This window comes from Aliiroseovarius crassostreae (assembly GCF_001307765.1).
Taxonomy (GTDB): domain Bacteria; phylum Pseudomonadota; class Alphaproteobacteria; order Rhodobacterales; family Rhodobacteraceae; genus Aliiroseovarius; species Aliiroseovarius crassostreae.
Genome location: NZ_LKBA01000004.1, coordinates 733,510 through 754,883 on the forward strand (window position 1 = coordinate 733,510; position 21,374 = coordinate 754,883).

The 21,374-nt window shown below is 60.8% G+C and carries 13 protein-coding genes; 9 read left to right on the forward strand and 4 right to left on the reverse strand.

Going from position 1 to position 21,374, the window contains the following annotated elements; translation table 11 throughout:
• The first annotated feature begins 209 nt into the window (after window positions 1-209).
• Complete coding sequence (locus AKJ29_RS05810) at window positions 210-4,271, forward strand: PEP/pyruvate-binding domain-containing protein (protein WP_082392520.1); 4,062 nt, start codon at window positions 210-212, stop codon at window positions 4,269-4,271.
• A gap of 193 nt (window positions 4,272-4,464) precedes the next feature.
• On the opposite strand, the gene AKJ29_RS05815 is transcribed toward AKJ29_RS05810, so the two are convergent.
• Window positions 4,465-5,337, reverse strand: a complete 873-nt coding sequence (locus AKJ29_RS05815) for a MurR/RpiR family transcriptional regulator (protein WP_055188772.1) — start codon at window positions 5,335-5,337, stop codon at window positions 4,465-4,467.
• 160 nt (window positions 5,338-5,497) lie between these two features.
• On the opposite strand from AKJ29_RS05815, the gene AKJ29_RS05820 reads away from it, so the two are divergent.
• From AKJ29_RS05820 to AKJ29_RS05850, 7 genes are all read left to right on the forward strand, one after another.
• A complete protein-coding gene (locus AKJ29_RS05820) occupies window positions 5,498-6,283 on the forward strand; it encodes an N-formylglutamate amidohydrolase (RefSeq protein WP_055188774.1) in 786 nt (261 codons plus the stop codon).
• Entirely contained in the window at window positions 6,276-6,872 is a 597-nt protein-coding gene (locus AKJ29_RS05825) for a TRAP transporter small permease subunit (protein ID WP_055188776.1), read from the forward strand. Before AKJ29_RS05820 ends, AKJ29_RS05825 begins: the two co-directional genes overlap by 8 nt.
• Window positions 6,872-8,374 (forward strand): TRAP transporter large permease, encoded by a 1,503-nt coding sequence (locus AKJ29_RS05830; protein WP_055188778.1) that lies wholly within the window; start codon window positions 6,872-6,874, stop codon window positions 8,372-8,374. Before AKJ29_RS05825 ends, AKJ29_RS05830 begins: the two co-directional genes overlap by 1 nt.
• A 51-nt stretch (window positions 8,375-8,425) precedes the next feature.
• Window positions 8,426-9,460, forward strand: a complete 1,035-nt coding sequence (locus tag AKJ29_RS05835; protein WP_055188780.1) for a TRAP transporter substrate-binding protein — start codon at window positions 8,426-8,428, stop codon at window positions 9,458-9,460.
• Between the two features lie 58 nt (window positions 9,461-9,518).
• Window positions 9,519-10,880, forward strand: coding sequence for a glutamine synthetase family protein (locus tag AKJ29_RS05840; RefSeq protein WP_055189072.1), 1,362 nt, complete (start codon window positions 9,519-9,521; stop codon window positions 10,878-10,880).
• A gap of 123 nt (window positions 10,881-11,003) precedes the next feature.
• On the forward strand, window positions 11,004-12,386 hold the full coding sequence (locus AKJ29_RS05845) for an aldehyde dehydrogenase family protein (protein ID WP_055188782.1): 1,383 nt from the start codon (window positions 11,004-11,006) through the stop codon (window positions 12,384-12,386).
• Window positions 12,387-12,564: 178 nt separating this feature from the next.
• Entirely contained in the window at window positions 12,565-13,710 is a 1,146-nt protein-coding gene (locus AKJ29_RS05850) for an iron-containing alcohol dehydrogenase (protein WP_055189074.1), read from the forward strand.
• Window positions 13,711-13,839: 129 nt separating this feature from the next.
• On the opposite strand, the gene AKJ29_RS05855 is transcribed toward AKJ29_RS05850, so the two are convergent.
• The 3 genes from AKJ29_RS05855 to AKJ29_RS05865 form a co-directional block, all read right to left on the reverse strand.
• A complete protein-coding gene (locus AKJ29_RS05855; protein ID WP_055188784.1) occupies window positions 13,840-16,950 on the reverse strand; it encodes a PAS domain S-box protein in 3,111 nt (1,036 codons plus the stop codon).
• 183 nt (window positions 16,951-17,133) lie between these two features.
• On the reverse strand, window positions 17,134-18,177 hold the full coding sequence (locus AKJ29_RS05860; protein WP_055188786.1) for an ACP S-malonyltransferase: 1,044 nt from the start codon (window positions 18,175-18,177) through the stop codon (window positions 17,134-17,136).
• Window positions 18,174-20,357 carry a dehydrogenase E1 component subunit alpha/beta gene (locus tag AKJ29_RS05865; RefSeq protein ID WP_055188787.1) on the reverse strand — a complete coding sequence of 728 codons (2,184 nt, stop codon included), beginning with the start codon at window positions 20,355-20,357 and terminating at the stop codon, window positions 18,174-18,176. Before AKJ29_RS05865 ends, AKJ29_RS05860 begins: the two co-directional genes overlap by 4 nt.
• A gap of 140 nt (window positions 20,358-20,497) precedes the next feature.
• Between AKJ29_RS05865 and AKJ29_RS05870 the strand changes: the two genes are divergently transcribed.
• Entirely contained in the window at window positions 20,498-21,373 is an 876-nt protein-coding gene (locus tag AKJ29_RS05870; RefSeq protein WP_055188789.1) for a LysR family transcriptional regulator, read from the forward strand.
• The last annotated feature ends 1 nt before the right edge of the window (window position 21,374 follow it).

The window sequence follows — 21,374 nt, forward strand, 5'->3', positions numbered from 1 at the left end:
TGCGGGCGCCTTTTTTCCTGCCCTGTGCCTGGAAAATCGGGGGGCGCGCAAAGGGCGCCACAACCTAGAGCAACATCTTTTTATGGACATTTTTTGAGAAATTCACGTTAACCAATTGTTTAATTAAGGATTTCTTAACCATCAGAAACATCTATTAATTGAATCAATATTAAAACCGCCGGGGACAGGGCGTGAGTGAGGAACAGACCATGCAAGCCACAAAGCCAAGTAGATCGACTTATTTGCCCCTGTTCGGGCTGGCCATAATGCTCGTCTCGGTGGGGGTCTTGACCCCGGGGCAGGCCATGGCGATCCCGTCACCGGAACTGGTGATCGGGTCCGTTTCCTCTCTTTCTCAGGTGTTTGCGGTTGGATTTGCGGCGGTCACCGGCACGGCGGCCCTGATTGCCCGCCGGTTTGGAATTGCCCCCCGCGCTGGGGGGAAAGGGGGCCGTTTCCCGACCCGGCTGGTGGCTTTCCTGGTTCTGTCCGCACTGGCCCTGGGCGCGCTCAACCTGTGGCAATATCGTTCAAACGAAGCGCGTGAACTTGCGCGCCTGCAGGCCACCCTGACCCGTCCGGCCCAGTTTGATGGGACAAGCATTCAGGACAAGAACCTGAAGGAAACAAGCTTTTCCAAACAGACGGATAACCCGCTGGCGATCAGCACCGCTGAGGCGCAGCGCCTGCTGGACCTGCCAGAAGGGCAGCGCGACACGCTGTTTTTCGATATTCGTGAAACCGCCGAACGCCGGATGGGCACCCTGCCGGGCGCGCAGCATGTGCGGTTTCCCGATTTCCTGAAATCCGACATCCCACTGGAGGGCAAACAGGTGGTCCTGTTTTGCCACAATGGCAATCGCAGCAGTGAAACCTGCGCCGAACTGGCGGCCCGCGGGATCGACTGCCGTTTTATCGCAGGCGGGATCGAAAAGTGGATTGTCGAGGGGCGCGGCTACAGCGACAAGGCGGTGGAAACCCTGTCTGACCTGCGCGCGATCCCTGACTATCCGGGCAAGGATGTGTTGCTCAGCACCGAAGATTTCGAAACACTGAAGGCGGATGGGAACCTGCAAATTGTGGATACCCGCTATCCCGGTGATTTTGCCACGGGCCATCTGCCCGGTGCCATCAATATCCCGGTGCGCGCCCTGCCCACGGATGAGCTGAAGTCCCGCATTGCCCAATTGCAGGACAAACCGACCATTGCCGCCTGCTATGACCGGCGCAGCTGTTTCATGTCGCAGGTGCTGGGGCTGGAAATGAGTGAGGCTGGGATCGAGTTCCTTGGCCGCTACACCACCCCGTGGGAGTATTTTGTCGCCCCGCAGCCCAAACCGCATGTGCAGCAATGGCTGGCCGAACAGCAGGTGACACTCTGGCAACGGGCCGTGACCCTTCTGGCCACCGGGCTGAGCTGGATCGCAGAGCGCTCTCATTTCGTGCTGGGGCTGGTGGGCCTGTCGCTGCTGTCGCGCCTGATGGTATTGCCGATTGCCCTGAAATCCGAACGGGATCAGATCGTGTCAGCGCGCCACGCGGCAGAGCTGAAATCCCTCAAGGACAGTCTGCGCGATGACCCGACCCGTCGTGCGCGCGCCATCCAGCAGTTCAATGCCGACAAGGGGCTGACGCCGATGCGCAACCTGATGGCCCTGCTGTTCCTGCCGGTGATGATGCTGGGGCTGAGTGCCACCGAACAGGCGGCCAAGACAGTCGAGACGCCTTTCTTGTGGGTGGCACAGCTGGGGGCGCCGGACGGGACCTATCTTCTGCCCCTGCTGTTTGCCCTGCTCGCGGGAACCTATCTGCACTGGGCGGTGGCCAAGACCAGACGGCAGGCGGTCCTTTACTGGGCGCTGGGGGCACCGGCCATGTTTGCACTGGTGTTCCAGCTGAGCGCGGCAGGCAATGTCTATCTCTGCACCAGCCTTGTGCTGCTCCTGATCCAACGGGCCTATGTCACCGGGGCACTGGCCCGGTCATGGGCAGGCATCAGGGGAGGGCTGCGCCGCTGGGTTGGGCCGGGGCAGGCGGATCGGGTTATCCCGCTTGCCGATACCGACCGGCTTGAAGGCAGCGGAAACAAGGCCTATCGCCTGTCGGTTCTGAAAAACGCGGGCGTGCCGGTGCCGAATGGAGTTGTGCTGCGCAACGAGGGGATCCTTGCCTTTGCCAAGCTGACCGCAGAGCGGAAACAGGCCTTTGCTGCGCGCATTTCGGCCCTACTGGGCCAGGCCCCCTGCGCCGTGCGCAGTTCGGCGTCCAGCGAAGACGGGGTCGAGCAGAGTTTCGCCGGTGTCTTTGACAGCGTGCTGGATGTGCGCCCCGATGACATGGTGCAGGCGCTCGACACCGTGATCGCCTCGTTCACCTCGGCGCGGGTGGGCAGTTATGACATGGGCAAGGCGGGGCAGGACCCCGAGGGCCATGACGGCAATATCCTGATCCAGCATATGGTGCGGGCTGATTATGCCGGGGTTCTGTTCACGCAGGATCCGACCGCACCGGGGCTGAGTATGGTTGAGCTGGTGGCGGGCTGCGGCGATGACCTCGTGTCGGGCCGGGCCACACCGCAAAGCCTGCGCTTTGGTCGCTATACGCAACTGCCCACCTCGGATGAAACCGCGCCGATCGACCTTGCGCCGCTGCTGGCGCTTGGCCGCAAGATCGAAAAGATTTTCGGCTGCCCGCAGGACATTGAATGGGCCTATGCCGGGGGCGCGTTCCAGATTGTGCAAAGCCGTGACATCACCACGCTTGGGGCCGGGGGCGCCTCCGAACAGGCGCGCACGGCGGAATGGCGGCGGATCTTCAAAATGGTCGCGGGAAGTGAGGCGGATCGTGTGGTGCTGGAGCAGGACGAAATGTCCGAAGTCCTGCCCCGCCCAACCCCGCTTTCCTTCTCGCTCATGGGGCAGCTCTGGGCCGCCGGGGGCAGTCTGGACATGGCGTGTCGTCAGTTGGGGGTGGGCTATAACCTGCCCGAAGGGCGCCCCGGCCACCTGGTCAATTTCTTTGGCCGCACCTATGTGAATTGCGCGTTGAAAGAGCAGATGGCCCTGCGCCTGACCGGCAGCAAGCCGCGGCAGCTGCGCCGTCAGGCGCGGGCCATGCTGACAGAGTTCCGCGAGAAAACCATGCCCGCCCTGCACGAAGATCTGGCCTTCTGGCAGGCGGTTGACTATCGCGCCCTGACCGAAACGCAGATCGTGAATGCGATTGAGACCCTGCGCAACATGCTGGTGCAGGGGATCTATGTTGAGGCGGAAAAGGTCAATATTCTTGCAGGCTTCACCCAGGGGGAGGCCGCCGAGCAGGCCGGGCAGGACCCCGAGGCACAAGCCCGGCTCATGCATCCGGTCTTGCAGTCCGCGCCGGTCAGCATGATTGACCAATGCGCGCGCCTGAAGGGCAAAAAGGCCAGACGGCGCACCCTGCTGGCAATGATGGGCCACCGGGCGGATGTGGATTACGAACTCAGCCTGCCGCGTTATGCGGAAAATCCAGAGCTGCTTTGGCCGATGCTGGACGGGGCCGTGTCGCAGCCAGCCGAATGTGAAGAGCTGCCACAGGGCGTGCCGCAGGATCCGGTGGATCTGGCCATTGCGATGCAGGATCTGAAGGAGCTGGCCAAGCATGAGGCGCTTCGGGTTGTTGCCGAGCTGCGCCGGGCCATTCTTGCCCTGTCGGAAAAGACCGATCTGGGGGAGCTGATCTTCCAGCTGAAGATGGAAGAACTGTCGCGGCTCGCGCTGACCGACCCGTCGATTTACAAAGCCCGCGCCAAATGGCGTATGAAACGCGGCAAACGCCTGCTGAAAAAAGCACCCAAGCAACATGCGCTGACCCTGCGTGACTGCGAGCTGATGTCTGCGGCCACGCCCCTTCATGGGGCGGCAGAGGCCGGCGCGCTTGGCGGCACCTGCGTGTCGGGCAGTGCCAGCGCAACAGGTCGGGTTTTTGTGGTGGGCGAGGATGGCGGCACCAGCGCCGAGCTGTTTGCTGGGTTCCAGGATGGCGACATTATCGTCTGTCGCATGGTCAGCCCGTCATGGCTGCCCTATGTCACCCGCGCAGGGGCCGTTCTGAGCGAGATTGGCGGCTGGTTGAGCCACATGGCCATTGTTGCCCGCGAAAAGGACATCCTCATGTGTGTCGGCTGTTCCGGGCTTGATGGGTTGCAGCAGGGGATGCAGGTCACGGTCGGAACCGATGGGTCGATTGTGCTGCCCGAAGAGGCCCCCGCGGTGCTGTCGCGCAGCGCATGAGGCAGGTGCGGAAACTGGCGCAGGCTGGTTCGCGGGGGCAGGGGGGGACCTCTGCCCCGAAGCGTTTCGGGATAAACCTGTCACACATGTTTGTTCCGACACGCCCACATCATGGATATCTCTGACAGCGTTTCGACTTTGACTGCGTTTCGACTTTTTCCTGTCTCAGGTGAACGTCGAAACGCTTTAGCGGTCAGGAAAACTTGCGAAACAACCGGGTCATGTCAAACAGCTCGTCCAGCCGGTCAAACCGTTCCTTTGTCTTGTCCCAGCTTTCCTCCTGCGTCGCGGTGATCATCGCTTCCAGCAGCATCATGGACGAGATGTTCGAATCCCAGGCGGACGGGATTTCCACCCAGCAATTGAACATGTGATCAGCCACGGTGGCGATCGGGCTGGCCCATTGATCCGTCACCAGGATGATCTTCACCCCCCGTTCCGAGGCCAGCTCCGCCAGCCGTTGCAGGTTGGTCTCGTATCGCCGCACGTCAAACATCAGCAGCGTGTCCCCTTCGACCATGTCCAGCACGTAATGCGGCCATGTGGCAGAGGAGGAGGTCATGTGGGTCACCCGCTGCCGGATGGCCTGGAAATGGGTAAAGGCATAATCCGCCAGCGCGCGGGTGATCCGCCCGCCCACCACATAGAGCCGCCCTTCGGTATTGGCGAGCTGCCGGACCGCCGCATCAAACTGGGCCGGGTCAAGGTTGGAAAAGGTCTGTTGCAGGTTGTCGGTCACCGCAAGCGAGAACCGGTGCAGCATATGCCCCTCGGGCGCATCGCTGGCCCAGTTGTCACGCCGCTTGGTCGGGCCGGACACTTTGGCCTCCAGCTCTGACAGCAGCGCGCGGTGAAACTGCGGATATCCCTTGAAGCCGAGTTTTTGCACCATGCGCGCCACGGTGGGGGTCGAGACATTGGCGTTTTCAGCGACGATGGTGATCGAAGCAAGCCCCGCCGCCGGGTAGTTTTCAAGCAAGAGGCTAGCGAACTTCCGCTCTGACTGGGTCAGGGTGGGATAGTGCGCGCGGATCAGGTCACGGACCGTGGCTGGTGGCTTGGTCAACGGCTCCTCCACTGTTCGACACGCATGTTTCTTAGGCGTTTGGGCCTTGAAAGAAAAGGGTGTGCCGTGTCTGTTAAATTACGGACGTGAAAAATTATTGACACAAAAATCTCTTCATGAAAAGATTTTTCCAAAATTGGCAGGTTTAGGGAGGTCTGCGATGCCGGAAGGCTCAGGTCTGACGCGAGAGGAGGCGGTTGAGGTTGTGAACCGTGATGGTGCGGGCGCCGTGCTGTTGCTGTGTGAACATGCGTCCAGCCAAATTCCAGCGCAATATGAGGGGCTTGGCCTGCGGGACGAGGATCGTCTGAGCCATGCGGCATGGGATCCCGGAGCCCGCGCCGTGTCGCTTTACCTGTCGCAGGCCCTGGACGCGCCGATGGTCGCCAGCCGGGTGTCGCGGCTGGTCTATGACTGCAATCGCCCGCCAGACGCGCCGTCCGCCATGCCCGAAAAATCCGAATTGATCGAGGTGCCCGGCAATCGGGGACTGTCCTTGCAGGAAAGGCGCGCGCGCACGGATCAGATCTATCTGCCCTTTTGTGATACGGTGAGCGAGCTGATCACGGCGCGCAAGGCACGGCGGCAACAGACCGTCCTAGTCACGATTCACAGTTTCACGCCGGTCTATCACGGGGCGCCGCGCGCGGTTGAGATTGGCATTTTGCATGATGCGGACAGCCGGTTGGCAGATGCCATGCTGGCCCGGTCTTGCGCATTGCCGCATCGGCGGGTTGCCCGCAATGAACCCTATGGTCCGGCGGACGGGGTCACCCATTCGCTGAAGCAGCACGGGCTGTCTCATGGTCTGGCCAATGTCATGATTGAGCTGCGCAATGATCTGGTTGCGACGCCTGCGGATGAGGTGGCCATGGCGGAAGAAATCCTGACCCTGCTGCGCCCGGCGCTGGCAGCCCTTGAACCGGAAGGAGGCGACGATGCCTAACGCCATTCGGGCCTATGTGCGGGGGATTGATGCGATGAACCGCTTTATCGGCCGCATTGCCATGTATCTGATCTTTGCGCTGGTGGGGGTGCTGCTCTGGTCCTCTGTCTCCAAGACCTTTTTCAATCCGTCGCTCTGGACATTGGAAACCGCGCAGTTCGTGATGGTCGCCTATTACGTGCTGGGCGGGCCATATTCGATCCAGATGCAGTCCAATGTGCGGATGGATCTGTTTTACGCAAGCTGGTCGCCGCGCACCAAGGCCATGGTGGATGCGTTCACCGTTCTGTTCCTGATCACCTATCTGGGGATCCTGCTTTACGGGGCGATCAGTTCCACCGCCTATAGCCTGGGCTATTTCGGGTTGGAGCCGGTCACCTTCTTTTGGGATCTGTTCACCACCGCCCTGACCGAAGGCCCCGCCGCGGCGGGTGAGAAAATGGGCTATCTGGAGCGCAGCTCCACTGCCTGGCGGCCCTATCTGTGGCCGGTGAAATTCATCCTTTGCTTCGGCGTCTTCCTGATGCTCTTGCAATGTCTTGCCGAACTGTTCCGCGATATCGGACGCCTGCGTGGGGTTGAGCTGTAATGTCTTATGAAATGATCGCCACCGTGATGTTTGCGGGCATGATGGTCATGCTGCTGACCGGGCAACGGGTGTTCGGGGCCATCGGCTTTGTCGGGGCCATTGCGGGGATGTTCCTGTGGGGCACCGGCGGGGTCGAGATCCCGTTTTCGGCCGCGATGAAGCTGATGAAATGGTATCCGCTGCTGACGCTACCGATGTTCATCTTCATGGGCTATGTGCTGTCGGAATCGAAAATCGCCGATGATCTTTACCGGATGTTCCATGTCTGGATGGGGCCGGTGAAAGGCGGGCTGGCCATTGGCACGGTTGGGCTGATGGTGCTGATTTCCGCCATGAACGGCCTCTCCGTGGCGGGGATGGCAATCGGGGCGACCATTGCACTGCCCGAGCTGTTGCGGCGCGGCTATGACAAGATCCTGGTGACAGGCACCATTCAGGCGGGATCCAGCCTGGGCATTCTGGTGCCACCCTCGGTGGTGCTGGTGCTTTACGCAATGATTGCCCGCCAGCCGGTGGGGCAGTTGTGGCTGGCGGGTGTGATCCCCGGCCTGATGATGGCCACGATGTTTGTCGTCTATATCTATCTGCGCGCCCGGATGCAGCCGCATCTCGGCCCGGCCATGGCGCCGGAGGATCTGGCGGAATATGACCAGATTACCACCCATCCGCTGCGCCTGAATTACGTCGTTCTGGGCGGGTTGGTGCTGGTGCCGATGCTGGTGATGAGCGGCGGGATTGGTGCCAAGCCCGCGCTTGGCCTGGCGCTTGGCCTGGCCGCCCTGGCCTTTGTGACCCGCACCCTGCCGGGCTTTCACAAAGACATCTATATGAAAGAGAAATACCGGCTGCTGTTTTCCGGCGTGCTGCCGCTGGCGATATTTGCCACGATGATGGTTCCCTTTGTGAATGGCTGGACCTCTTTGGTGGAAAGCTCGGCCATCGGGGCGATGGCTGCGTTCTTTGCGGCGGTCCTGAAGGGGCGGATGACGCGCGCTGTTTTTGAAACCTCGGTGCGTTCGACGCTGGGTATTTCCTGCATGTTCATGTGGATCATTCTGGCGGCGCTGGCCTTTGGGGCGATTTTCGACGGGTTGGGCGCGGTGAAGGCGATCGAGGATCTGTTCACCGAACGTCTGGGCCTCAGCCCCTGGATGATCCTGATCCTGATGCAGCTGAGCTTTATCCTCATGGGCACCTTTCTGGATGACACTGCGATGCTGGTCATCGTGGCGCCGCTTTACGTGCCGCTGGTGGGGGCGCTGGGCTTTGACCTGATCTGGTACGGGGTGCTTTACACGATCACCACCCAGATCGCCTATATGACACCGCCCTTTGGCTATAACCTGTTTTTGATGCGGGCGATGGCCCCGCCCGAGATCGGGTTGAAGGACATCTATGTCTCGATCATCCCCTTCGCACTGGTGATGGTGCTGGCCCTCGCGCTGATCATGATTTTCCCGCAGATCGCCCTTTGGCTGCCGGAAACCGTTTACGGAAAATAACCACAAGAGCCCCGCGCCACGGGGCCGATTGAACCACAAGGAGAGTGAAACATGACTACGAGACGCAAGTTTTTGACCACTGCCGGGGTGGGGGCGCTGGCCGCCCCGCTGGCCGCCCCTGCCATTGCCCAATCCACCATCAAGTGGCGGATGCAGACCTATGCCGGTGCGGCGCTGGCCGAACATGTGGTGAAACCCGCCATTGACAAGTTCAACAAGATTGCCGGCGACCGGATGCAGATCGAGCTTTATTACGCCGATCAGCTGGTCCCCACCGGAGAGCTGTTCCGCGCGATGCAGCGCGGCACGATCGATGCGGTGCAATCGGATGATGACAGCATGGCCTCGCCCACCGAAGTAACTGTTTTCGGGGGGTATTTCCCGTTCGCCTCGCGCTACTCGCTCGACGTGCCGGTGCTGTTTAACCAATATGGTCTGAATGAAATCTGGGACGAGGAATATTCCAAGGTCGGGGTGAAGCATATCTCGGCCGGGGCCTGGGATCCGTGCCATTTCGCCACCAAGGACCCGATCCATTCGCTTGCGGACCTGAAGGGCAAACGGGTGTTTACCTTCCCAACCGCAGGCCGGTTCCTGGCGCAGTTCGGCGTGGTGCCGGTGACGCTGCCCTGGGAAGATATCGAGGTCGCCATGCAGACAGGTGAGCTGGATGGGATCGCCTGGTCGGGCATCACCGAAGATTACACCGTGGGCTGGGCAGATGTGACCAACTACTTCCTGACCAACAATATTTCGGGCGCCTGGGCCGGCAGTTTCTTTGCCAATCAGGGCCGCTGGAACGAGTTGCCGGAAGATCTGCAAACCCTGTTCAGGGTCTGCTGTGACCAGTCACATTACTATCGCCAGTGGTGGTATTGGGGGGGGGAGGCCAGCTTGCGGGTGAATGGCACCAAGATGCAGCTGACCTCGATCCCGGATGCGGAATGGGCACAGGTCGAAGATGCGGCGGTGAAATTCTGGGATGAGATCGCCTCGGAAAGCCCGACCAAGGCCAAAGTGGTTGACATCTTCAAACGCTATAATGCCGATATGCAGAAGGCAGGCCGACCCTATCGTTACGGCTGAACACTCATACGCCCCGGCGTGAGCGCGCCGGGGCAACCACAGACAAAGGATGGGCATGATGTCCGGTAATCTGAGCTTTGACGACCTGAAATCGCAGGTGTCTTCCGGTGCGGTTGACACGGTGCTTGTGTGTTTTGCGGACATGCAGGGGCGCCTGATGGGCAAGCGGTTTCATGCGGGTCATTTTGTTGCGGGCGCCTATGAGGAAACCCATTGCTGCAACTATCTTCTGGCAACAGATCTTGAGATGGCGACGCCGGATGGCTATGCCACGACCTCATGGGAGCGGGGATATGGCGATTACGTGATGAAGCCGGACCTGTCGACCCTGCGGCCGGTGCCGTGGCTGGACGGCACGGTGATGGTGCTTTGCGATATTCTGGATCACCACACCCATGAAGAGGTGCCGCACAGCCCGCGCGCGATGCTGAAACGCCAGGTGCGCCGCATCGAGGCCATGGGCTTTGACGCGAAAATGGCGACTGAGCTGGAGTTTTTCCTGTTCGAAAAGAGCTTTGATGAGATCCGCAAGGAAGGTTTCCGCGATCTGGCGCCGATCTCCGGGTATAATCAGGACTATCACATCCTGCAGACCACCAAGGAAGAGCACGTGATGCGGCCAATCCGCAACCACCTTTGGAATGCGGGCCTGCCGGTTGAGAACTCGAAAGGCGAGGCGGAGACCGGGCAGGAAGAGCTGAACATCAAATATGCCTCGGCGATGGACACGGCGGAATATCACACGATTGCCAAACATGCGATCAAGGAGATCGCCTGGCAGCAGGGCCATGCGGTGACCTTCTTGCCGAAATGGCATCACGACAAGGTGGGCAGCTCGTCCCATGTGCATCAGTCGCTGTGGAAAGATGGCGAGCCGGTGTTCTTCGATCCGGATGACAGGCTTGGCATGTCGGCGCTGATGAAAAGCTATATGGCCGGGCTTTTGAAATACGCCCCGGATTACACTTATTTCATGGCGCCTTATATCAACAGCTACAAGCGGTTCATGAAGGGAACCTTTGCGCCGACCCGGATCATCTGGTCGGTGGACAACCGCACTGCGGGCTATCGCCTGTGTGGCGATGGCAGCAAGGCAATCCGTGTGGAATGCCGCATTCCGGGATCTGACATGAACCCCTATCTGGCGATGGCGGGGATGCTGGCTGCGGGTATTGCCGGGATCGAGGAAGGGCTTGAGCTGCAGGCCCCCACGGTGGGCGATGTCTATCAGGGGGAGACGGGCATGATCCCGGGCAACCTGCGTGCGGCCCGCGATGCGCTGCATGGCTCTGCGATGCTGCGCGCTGCGATGGGGGATGAGGCGGTGGATCACTATGTGCGTGCCGCTGAGGTCGAGATCGAGGATTTTGAACGTGTTGTGACCGATTACGAGGTGGCGCGCGGTTTCGAACGGGCGTGATCCGGTAATGGAGTTTTGGGGGCGCTGCCCCCGCCTTCGGCCCCCCCGGGATATTTTTGACCAGAAAATGAGGTCAGGGATGTCAGGGTTAACGGGGGCGCTGTTTCTGAAGATGAGGATAAGATGTCACAGACATTGAAATGTATCTCGCCGATTGATGGATCGGTGTTTGCCGAGCGCGATGTGCTGTCGCGGGACGAGGCCTTTGCGGCGACGGCGCGCGCGCGCGCGGCCCAGGCGGCCTGGGCCGCACGGCCCTTGGCTGAGCGCGCGCAGCTTGTGATGGCAGGTGTTGCCGCGGTTGGTGCGATGAATGACGAGATCGTGCCAGAGCTTGCGCATATGATGGGGCGTCCGGTCCGCTATGGCGGTGAGTTCGGTGGCTTTAATGAGCGTGCCGGTCACATGGCGTCGATTGCGGCAGAGGCGCTGGCCGATATTGCGGTGGGCGAGGACGAGACGTTCAAGCGCTATATCAAGCGCGTGCCGCATGGGGTGGTTTTTGTGGTGGCCCCCTGGAACTATCCCTACATGACGGCCATCAACACGGTGGCGCCGGCGCTGATTGCCGGCAATACGGTTGTGCTGAAACACGCCACCCAGACCTTGCTGGTGGGCGAGCGTATGGCGGCAGCCTTCCATGCGGCGGGCCTTCCCGAGGATGTGTTTCAGAATGTGTTCCTCTCACATGATGTGACCAATGATCTGATCGCGGGCAACGCGTTTGACTTTGTGAATTTCACCGGGTCCGTGGGCGGCGGTCAGGCGATGGAGCGCGCGGCGGCAGGCACGTTCACCGGGGTTGGCACCGAGCTGGGGGGCAAGGATCCGGGCTATGTCATGGAGGACGCCGATCTGGACGCGGCGGTGGATACGCTGATCGATGGTGCGATGTTCAATGCGGGCCAGTGCTGCTGCGGGATCGAACGGATCTATGTGCATGAGAGCCTATATGACGATTTTGTCGCCAAGGCGGTTGAGATCGTGAAAGGCTATAAGCTGGGCAACCCGCTCGACCCGGAAACCACGATGGGGCCGATGGCCAATGTGCGCTTTGCCGATGAGGTGCGCGCACAGATTTCCGAGGCGCTGGCCGAGGGGGCCGTGGCCCATATCGACAGTTTTGCCGAGGATGACGGGGGCGCGTATCTGACCCCGCAGATCCTGACCAATGTGACCCATGACATGCGGGTGATGCGGGACGAGAGCTTTGGTCCTGTGGTGGGCATTATGAAGGTCTCGTCCGATGACGAGGCGATTGCCTTGATTAATGACAGTGAATTTGGCCTGACCGCAAGCCTCTGGACCGGTGATCTGGATCGTGCCGCCCGTGTGGGGGATCAGGTCGAGACCGGCACCGTCTTCATGAACCGGGCCGATTATCTTGATCCCGGCCTGTGCTGGACCGGCTGCAAGAACACCGGGCGCGGTGGCGGCCTGTCCGTGATCGGTTTTCACAATCTGACTCGCCCGAAAAGCTATCACCTGAAGAAGGTGACCGCGTAAGGGGGACAGCCTGCCCCCCTTTTCCTGACATTCCCCATGGGGGGGCGGGCATCCAAAGCGTTTCTGCTTGTTGTTGGGGCACAATAATACGTGGAAACGCCCACGCCATTTCGTGCGTTTTGAGTTCATGCTGTTACGCAACCCAATCTCGAAACGCTTCAATTATGAGGATATGAAGATGCAACTCGTTGGAAACTGGTCCTATCCGACCGCGGTGAAATTCGGTGCAGGCCGGATCCGGGAACTGCCTGAGGCCTGTGCGCAGGCGGGGATCAAACGCCCGCTTCTGGTGACAGATAAGGGGCTTGCCGATCTGCCGATCACTCAGGCGACGCTGGATATCATGGAGGCCGCTGGCCTGGGGCGCGGCATGTTCAGCGATGTGGACCCGAACCCGTCCGAGATCAACCTGCATGCAGGCGTTGAGGCCTATAAGGCCGGCGGTCATGACGGGGTGATTGCCTTTGGCGGTGGCTCGGGTCTGGATCTGGGCAAGATGGTGGCGTTTTACGCGGGACAAACCCGCCCGATCTGGGATTTCGAGGACATTGGCGATTGGTGGACGCGGGCGGATGCGGATGCGATTGCTCCGATCATCGCGGTGCCAACCACGGCGGGAACCGGGTCGGAAGTGGGGCGCGCGTCGATCATCACCAACTCGCTCACCCATGAGAAAAAAATCATCTTCCACCCGAAAGTCCTGCCCAGCGTGGTGATCGCGGATCCCGAACTGACCGTGGGGATGCCGAAATTCATCACGGCTGGCACTGGTCTGGATGCGTTTGCCCATTGCGTCGAGGCGTTCTCGTCCCCGCATTACCACCCGATGTCGCAGGGCATCGCGATTGAGGGGATGCGTCTGGTGATCGACTATCTGCCGCGCGCTTATGCAGATGGCACCGACCTTGAAGCACGGGCACATATGATGTCCGCGGCAGCCATGGGGGCGACGGCGTTTCAGAAAGGGCTGGGTGCGATCCATGCGCTGTCCCATCCGGTTGGCGCGATTTTCAACACCCATCACGGCACCACGAATGCGGTCTGTATGCCTGCGGTTCTTGAATTAAATGCGGCCGAGATCGCGGATCGTTTCGACCGGGTGGCGGGGTATCTGGGGGTCAATGGCGGCTTCAAGGGGTTCCAGAGCTTTGTGCAGGAGTTCAACGACAGTTTCGAAATCCCGCGCAAACTGTCCGAGATGGGCGTGAGCACGGACCAGATGGATGCGCTGGTGGAAGGCGCCATCAAAGATCCGAGCTGCGGCGGCAACCCCGTCGAACTGACCCGCGAAAACCTGCGGACCCTGTTTGACGCGGTGATCTGATCCAAAGTGTTTCGGGGCAGGCTTGAAACATATGTTTGTCCCGAAACGTCCACGATAGGGATGCTTCTTACAGCGTTTCGACATTGCCCTGCCGAAGGTCAAAGTCGGAACCTTTGAGGGGCAAAAGGCTCAGACAGCGCGCTTGTCCTGTTGCAACTTGCTTTGCAATGCCTTGGCGAGGTTGGAAATCTTGAAAGGTTTTTGCAGCAGGATCTCATTTGTCGCCCCGTGCCCTTCTTTTTCCAAGATGCTCGCGGGATAGCCGGACATGTAAATCACCTTCATGTCCGGTCGATGCTCCAAAACCTCTGCCACAAAGGCCGGGCCGCTGGTGCCGCCGGGCAGCACGACGTCTGAAAGGATCAGGTCAATTCCGGGATCGCGTGCCAGCTGTCGGCGCGCGGCCTGGGCATGTTCGGCCGGTGTCACGGCATATCCCAGCTTGTGCAGCATCTGTTCGGTGAGGTGGCGCAGCGCGGGATCGTCTTCGATCAGCAGGATATGCTCCCCGCGACCGCTGGGCCGGGATGAGGGGATCGGACGCGATTGAGGGGCAGTGTCCGGGGATTGCGGTGCGCGCGGCAGGTAGAGGTCAATAGTGGTGCCGTGACCTTCCCGGCTGGAAATCACCACCTGACCGCCGGATTGTTGGGCAAAGCCCATGACCATCGACAGGCCCAGCCCGCTGCCCTTGCCAACCCCCTTGGTGGTGAAAAACGGCTCGCAGGCATGTTTTATCACCTCTTGCGACATGCCTGTCCCGGTATCCGTGACCCGGATCACCACGTAATCACCGGGCTCCAATGTCAGCTCTTTCTCGTCTGGTGGGGCGTCAAAATGGCGATTGAAACAGTCGATCGTCAATTTGCCCCCGTCCGGCATCGCGTCCCGCGCATTGAGCACAAGGTTCAGCACCGCGTTTTCGATCTGTCCGGGGTCGGCAAAGGCAGGCCATGCCTCATCATTTGTGGGCAGGTGAAGGTCAATGGTGGCGCCAAGCGTAGGGGTGAGCAATCCCGGCAGCCCGTCAAGCAGCGCGGGCAGGTCCACCCGTTTGGGGCGCAGGGGCTGGCGCATGGAAAAGGCCAGCAGGCGCTGGGTCAGCTCGGCCCCCCGGCTTGCGGCGCGGATTGTGGCCTCAACCAGCGGGGCGACCGCGGGCGCAGGGCTTTGCTCGCCGATCAATTCGGCATTGCCCATGATCACGGTCAGAAGGTTGTTGAAGTCATGGGCCACACCGCCGGTCAGCTGGCCAATCGCATCCATCTTGCGCGACTGGTGCAGCTCTTCCTCAAGCTCGATCCGTTCGGTGATATCGGTCAGAACACCGGTTGATCGCACCGCCCGGCCGGTGCCATCGGCAACCGCCTGTCCGCGCGCCAGGAACCAGCGATAGGCGCCTGTCCTTGTGCGGAACCGGTGTTCGTTGGAAAAGATCTGTCCGGGGGCGTTTATGTGGTCGGCCTGTCTGGCCCGATATGCGGCCAGATCATCCGGATGCAGCAAAGATGAAAGGGAGTTTCGCTTGATTTCCTCGAACTCTTCATGGGAATAGCCAAGGCTTTTGGCAAATCCGGGGGAGGTGTAAAGCCTGTCCTCCAGAAGATCCCAATCCCAGATCGACACTTGCTGAACCGCAAGGGCATAACGTTCCTGGCTGGCGCGCAGGGCATCTTCATAGCGCCGCTGTTCGGTGACATCCTGCGCAATGGTCACAATGGCCCCCCCCGCGATATGCTGGTCGCGGATATTCAGGATGGTTCCGTCATTTCGGGTCACTTCGATCGCGGGGGCATCAGGCTGTGAACGTGTGGCCAGACGGGTCGCAAGGAACCTGTCCTCGTGCTGTGTTTCGGTTGGTATGTACCCCTGTTTGATCGCTGCCCGCACAAAGTCCGAATAAGTGGTGCCGGGGGTGATGGCGGCCGGGATGGCGCTGTGCATGTCGCGAAATTTCCGGTTCGCCAGAACCAGCCGGTCTTTACTGTCCCACAGGCTGAACAGCTCGTTGCTGTCCTCCACACTATTGGCCAGAAGATCGGCGGCCTCGCGGGCTTTTTCTTCACTGAAAACCTGTTCGGTGATGTCCGTCGCCACGCCGCGATAGCCGCAAAACCCTCCCGCGTCATCCCGCACCGGAACCCCCGAGACCCGGAGCCATTTGGTTTCACCGCCCACATCGACATAAAAGTCGAAATTCTTAAAAGGGCGTCGGGTGTTCAGATCCGTGGTCAGCGCGTCCCATTTTGGATGATCATCAGCCGGGTTGCGCAGGGTGATCGGATCCATCCCGAGAATGTCGCTGGGCGCCTGATCCAGAAAACGCGCCAGACCGTCCGATGCCCAGAGCAGGCGCAGGTTTCTGTCCAGTTCCCAAAACCAGTCCGAGCTGGCCATGGCAAAGTCCTGAAACCGGTTCTGGCTTTCACGCAGTGACAATTGGCGCTCGATCACCAAGCGACTGAGAAAACCGGTCACCCCGGACAACAGCAGCCCCACAACAAGGGCAAGGACATTCTGGCGCTGGGTCAGGATCGTGCTGATGGACGCGGATGGGCTGACGTGAACCTGCCAGACACGGTTGGCCAGCTGGATGTCACGGGTGGCCACCGGCGCGTTCTTTCCGGGGCGGACGGAGGAGGAGAAGACCTCGGTTTCCCCATCAAAGACGCGAATGGCATAGGCCGCGCCCTCGTCCCCTCCAAGAGCGGTCTGCACAAGGGGGGTGGTGCGAAAGACCAGGTTGAGAAAGCCGATCACGGCGTCGGCGTCCTGAACCGGGATATAGGCCGCAACCCCTTGTCCGCCTTGGGCCAGTTCAAGGGGGGGGGTGACCTGAAGCTGCCCAGTTTCCCGTGCCGCTTCCAATGCAGCCCGCGGCAATGGCAAGGACCGCAGATCAAGCCCCAAGGCGGCGTGATTGCCCTCCAGCGGCGTGACAAAGCGGATAACCCCATCCGGATCCACCCAGTTCAGCGCCTGTGTTTCCTGAAACATTAGGTGGTAAAGATCGGTCTCAACCTGAAAGGCGAAACTGTCAACCGAGCTGTGTTGGCGGAACTGGCGGGCCAGCAGCCCAACCGTGTCAAACCGCGCCGACACATGGGTCTGAAGGCGGGCGGCAAAATTGGCGCTGGCGATCCGGGTTTCTTCGAGTTGCTGATGTTTTTGTGTTTCCCGGTGCGACAGGTAAAAGGCGGCCAGCGTGACAAAGGTTGCCAGCGCGACGCAAAGCGGCACGAGTAACCGGGAACTCGGTGGGGCAAATTTGACCAAAGGCTTACCTGAAACTCTATTGAAAAACCAACTTCAAGTAGAAAGAAGCTTTTTGTCTGCGTCAACTATTTCGCACGACACCTCGATATTTAGCCCTCAGAGGTTAACTTTAAGTTGAATTAAGCTCAGGAGGCCCTGAGGGAAAGTTTACCCACAGACACGGGTGCGCTGATCCTCTTGTCCCATCGACAGCACCACCGGCGCCGCGGCCTGTCGCGCCTTGAAATCCGCCTTGTTCTGCAATCCGCGCCAGGTCTGCCGCACCAGCGATTGCGCCACCGCGCCGCCCAATGTGGTGCCGGGGCCCAGCAGGATGAACAGATCCGGCATGAACTCGCGCGCGGCCACCCGAAGCGCCGTGGTGAAATCATAGGGGGCAACCACCTGGTGGCCCAGAGTGTAGCTGCGCAACGCGTGCAAATCGGTGGCCCGCGGATGCCAGATCTTGCCGCGCCCATCAATCAGCGGCAGGTTGGGCCGGGCAAACAGATCCTGCCCCAGCCGGGCGCGCCCCTCAGCCGCCACCGGTTCCTGCATGGCCGTGTGAAAGCCTGCATGCCCCGGCAAGCGCATCGGAAAACGCCCTTGTGTCACGGGCATTTCAGCCTCGAACGCCGCCAGCCCTTCGGTATTTCCTGCAAGGACCAGCATGCCCCCCAGATCAATCGAAAGGGTCAGGATATGGCCGGGGCGGGCGGTGATCTCGGACATCGTGGCCTCGATCCTCGCGCGTTCACCGGGGATCTCTGCCCAGGTCTCATCCACAAACGGATAAATCAGCTGCCCGCCGATCATGTGTTCATGCATGAGCGTGCCCATGGTGTTGACCACTTCCAGCCCGGCGATCTGATCCAGCACCCCCGCACAGGCCAGCGCGATATACCAGCCCATCGAGTTGCCGGTGACGCCCAGAATATCAATCCTGTCGCGGTCGATTGACAGGAAATCCGCAACTGCACAGGCATGGATGAGGCCCGACGCGTTGTCGCCCCGCGTATGGCGGGCCCCGGAAAATCGCGCTGCCCCATCCAGTGCGGAGAGCGGCTCCTGCCCCTGGCTCAACCGATAGGCATCAAACCCGGCCATCAGATCGGATTTCTCCGCGTGATGGCGCGCAAAATAGCCCAGCTCATCGCGGTTATAAGTGCCGCGCCCGGGGGCGACGACAATGGCGGTTTGCTTCCGTGTCATGATCCGCTCCACAATCTGCGCGCGGCATCAGCGATGGTTTCGCGCGACGGCATGGTGGCCGCATAAGCCGGGCCGGTGGCGATGAAACTGTCCTCGGCCGCGAGGCGCGCGTGGGGCAGATCGGTCCTCTCGTGCAGGAGCGCCATCAGCGCCTCGGACTGGCTGCCGGTGATGCGGCATTCATCCACGATCAGAACTTTTTCTGTGCCTTCAAGGGCTTGCAGGATCCCCTCGGTGGGGAGCGGCGCCAGCCAGCGCAGGTCGATGATCCGCGTGTCGATCCCTTCTGCGGCCAGATCTGCCGCCGCCTGTGTCGAGAGGTAGCGCCCGTTGCCATAGGTCAGGATTGCCAGCGGGCCATCGCCCTCGCCTCCCACTTCCCCCAGCCCGATCCGCCGGTCGGGCGCGGGGTAGGGGCGCATCCAACCGCCATCCTTGGGGGCGTGAAGATCGCGCATCGGGTAAAGCGCAATCGGTTCCACCATCACCACCACGCGGGCCTCTTCCCGCGCCAGCCGCACACATTCGCGCATCATCATCGCCGCCTCATCGCCGCGCGACGGGCAGGCGATTACGATGCCCGGGATATCGCGCAACACGGCCAGCGAGTTGTCATTGTGGAAATGCCCGCCAAAGCCCTTTTGATAACCCAGCCCGGCAATGCGCATCACCATCGGGTTGGTGAACTGCCCGTTTGAGAAAAACGGCAGTGTCGCTGCTTCGCCGCGCAGCTGGTCTTCGGCATTGTGCAGATAGGCGAGGAACTGGATTTCCGGCATCGGGATGAACCCGTTATGCCCCATACCGATTGCCAGCCCCAGAATGCTTTGCTCATCCAGAAGCGTGTCGATCATCCGGTCCGGGCCGAACCGGTCGATCAGCTTTTGCGTCACACCATAAACGCCGCCTTTACGCCCCACATCCTCGCCCATCATGACAACCTCGCCATGCTCCAGCATCAGATCGGTCAGCGCCCAGTTGAGCAGCTTGTTCATCGGTTGCGGCGTATCCAGCGCCTTGAAATCACTTCCAAAAGCTGCCTCTCTCGCTGCCATGTCCGGCCCGTTGGTGGGGGCGCAGATGCGGGGGGGAGGGATCAGGGACGCCATCACACCCTGTGCCGTTTTCAGCCGTGGCCGGGTGATCACCTCTTCGGCCACGCGCGCGCATTGGTCCTCGCTTTCCTGATAGATCGCCAGAACCTCGTCAGCCGACAACACGCCCTTTTGGGTCAGCAATCGCGCGGAATGCAACAGCGGATCATCCGCCTCCCAGCCCTCGAACACCTCTTTCTTCAGGTAAGCCTGCTGCAGATCCGATCCCGCATGGCCGTAAAGCCGCACCAGTGACAGATGCAGAAAGGCAGGCTTCTTGCGTGTGCGCACATATTCCGCCGCCTCCAGCGCCACCCGGTAGGTGTCATATATATCCAGCCCGTCCGCGTGGAAGTATTTCAGCCCCGGCTTATGCGAGAAATTCGCCCCCACCCAGCCGCGCGGGGTGCGGGTGGAAATGCCGATCCCATTGTCTTCGCAGACAAACAGAAGGGGCAGGGGAACGGATTGATACGCGGTCCAGCAGGCGGTGTTGATCGCCCCTTGCGCGGTGGAGTGGTTTGAGGAGGCATCGCCAAAGGAACACATCACCAGCGCGTCATCGGCCAGCACCTTGTGCTCACAATCATGCCGCTTGCCCAGTCCAATCGAATAGGCCGCCCCCACCGCCTTGGGCAGGTGGCTGGCAATGGTTGAGGTCTGCGGTGGGATCATCAGCGCCTTTGACCCCAGCACCTTGTGCCGCCCCCCGGAACAGGGATCCTCGGACGAGGTGGCAAAGCTCAGGAGCATGTCCCAGGCCGGGGTGGTGCCGGGCACCTGTGCCGATCGCATGGTTTGAAACGCACCGTCGCGGTAATGAAGAAAGGCCATGTCATCCGGGCGCAGTGCCGCGGCCACGGCGGCCATGCCTTCATGCCCGCTGGACCCGATCGTGTAATAGCCTTCACCCGCGGCCTGTATCCTGCGCGAGCGGCGGTCGAGATTGCGGCTCAGAACCTGCGCGCGAAACAGCTCAACGGCCAACGTGTCAGACAGGGGACCTGCCGCCGGGCGCCCGGTCGGAAACCGGCCTGTTTCCACCGCCTTGCGAAAGGCCTGATCAACGATATCCGCGCGATCCATTCCAACCTCCTGCCCTTGGGCCCGTGCCTTTCCTGTTCAGGAAAGACTTGTGTCTTTGGTATATATTAGCGGATGGATTTACCGGAAAAAAACGATATTACCGCATAAGAACATTCCCAAATGGAATAAAGGCTCCGCCCATGGCTCGTCGATTTTCCCCGTCCACCTCTTGCCTTGCCGCGTTTGAAGCGGTGGCGCGGCTTGGATCAGTGTCTGATGCCGCACAGGAATTGGACCTGACGCAGAGCGCGGTCAGTCGTCAGGTTCAGAAACTGGAGGCGCAGGTGGGGCAGGGGCTGTTTCGGCGTGATCGCAAGCGGCTGGTCCTGACCGAACCGGGTGCGCGCTATGCCGAGGAGATCCGCGTGGCGCTGGCGCAGATCACCAATGCAACAATTGCCCTGCAGACCAACCCGGAAGGCGGGGTGTTCAACCTTGCGATCCTGCCCAGTTTCGGCACCCATTGGCTGGCTCCGCGCCTGCCGGAATTCATGGCAGAACATCCCGGCATCACGCTAAACCTGTCCACCCGCACCGCACCATTTGCCTTTGCCGGTGAAACCTTCCATGGCGCGATTCATTTCGGGCGCGATGACTGGGACGGGGTGGGGGCGGTGAAACTGTGGGAGGAGCAGGCGCTGGCGGTGGGCGCACCCGGTTTGCTGGCGCAGATGGACGGGGCCGAGGCGCCGCGTCTTGCCCTTGAAACCCGGCCTGACGCCTGGGCGGCGTGGGAGCGGGCGCACACCCGCCCGCCCGGGGCCCGCCCCGCCATGGTGGTGGACCAGTTCGCCACCATGCTGCGGGCGGCGCAGGCCGGGCTTGGCATTGCGCTCATGCCGGATTTTCTGGTGGAACGGGCCCTTGAAGAAGGCAGTCTTGAGCAATTGCCGGGATCGGTGCCGGTCAGTGTCGGCAGTTATTACCTCGTCTGGCCGGAAAATGGCGCGGATCACCCCGGATTGATTGCTTTTAGAGATTGGTTAATTGGAAAAAGCAATCAAATGAGGTTCTGAG

Bases quoted from the DNA above. Each gene is read 5' to 3' on its own strand.
- AKJ29_RS05865 (WP_055188787.1), bottom strand. From the start codon at position 20,357: ATGGATCGCGCGGATATCGTTGATCAGGCCTTTCGCAAGGCGGTGGAA.
- AKJ29_RS05860 (WP_055188786.1), bottom strand. From the start codon at position 18,177: ATGACACGGAAGCAAACCGCCATTGTCGTCGCCCCCGGGCGCGGCACT.
- AKJ29_RS05810 (WP_082392520.1), top strand. From the start codon at position 210: ATGCAAGCCACAAAGCCAAGTAGATCGACTTATTTGCCCCTGTTCGGG.
- AKJ29_RS05825 (WP_055188776.1), top strand. From the start codon at position 6,276: ATGCCTAACGCCATTCGGGCCTATGTGCGGGGGATTGATGCGATGAAC.
- AKJ29_RS05870 (WP_055188789.1), top strand. From the start codon at position 20,498: ATGGCTCGTCGATTTTCCCCGTCCACCTCTTGCCTTGCCGCGTTTGAA.
- AKJ29_RS05850 (WP_055189074.1), top strand. From the start codon at position 12,565: ATGCAACTCGTTGGAAACTGGTCCTATCCGACCGCGGTGAAATTCGGT.
- AKJ29_RS05840 (WP_055189072.1), top strand. From the start codon at position 9,519: ATGTCCGGTAATCTGAGCTTTGACGACCTGAAATCGCAGGTGTCTTCC.
- AKJ29_RS05845 (WP_055188782.1), top strand. From the start codon at position 11,004: ATGTCACAGACATTGAAATGTATCTCGCCGATTGATGGATCGGTGTTT.
- AKJ29_RS05835 (WP_055188780.1), top strand. From the start codon at position 8,426: ATGACTACGAGACGCAAGTTTTTGACCACTGCCGGGGTGGGGGCGCTG.
- AKJ29_RS05820 (WP_055188774.1), top strand. From the start codon at position 5,498: ATGCCGGAAGGCTCAGGTCTGACGCGAGAGGAGGCGGTTGAGGTTGTG.
- AKJ29_RS05830 (WP_055188778.1), top strand. From the start codon at position 6,872: ATGTCTTATGAAATGATCGCCACCGTGATGTTTGCGGGCATGATGGTC.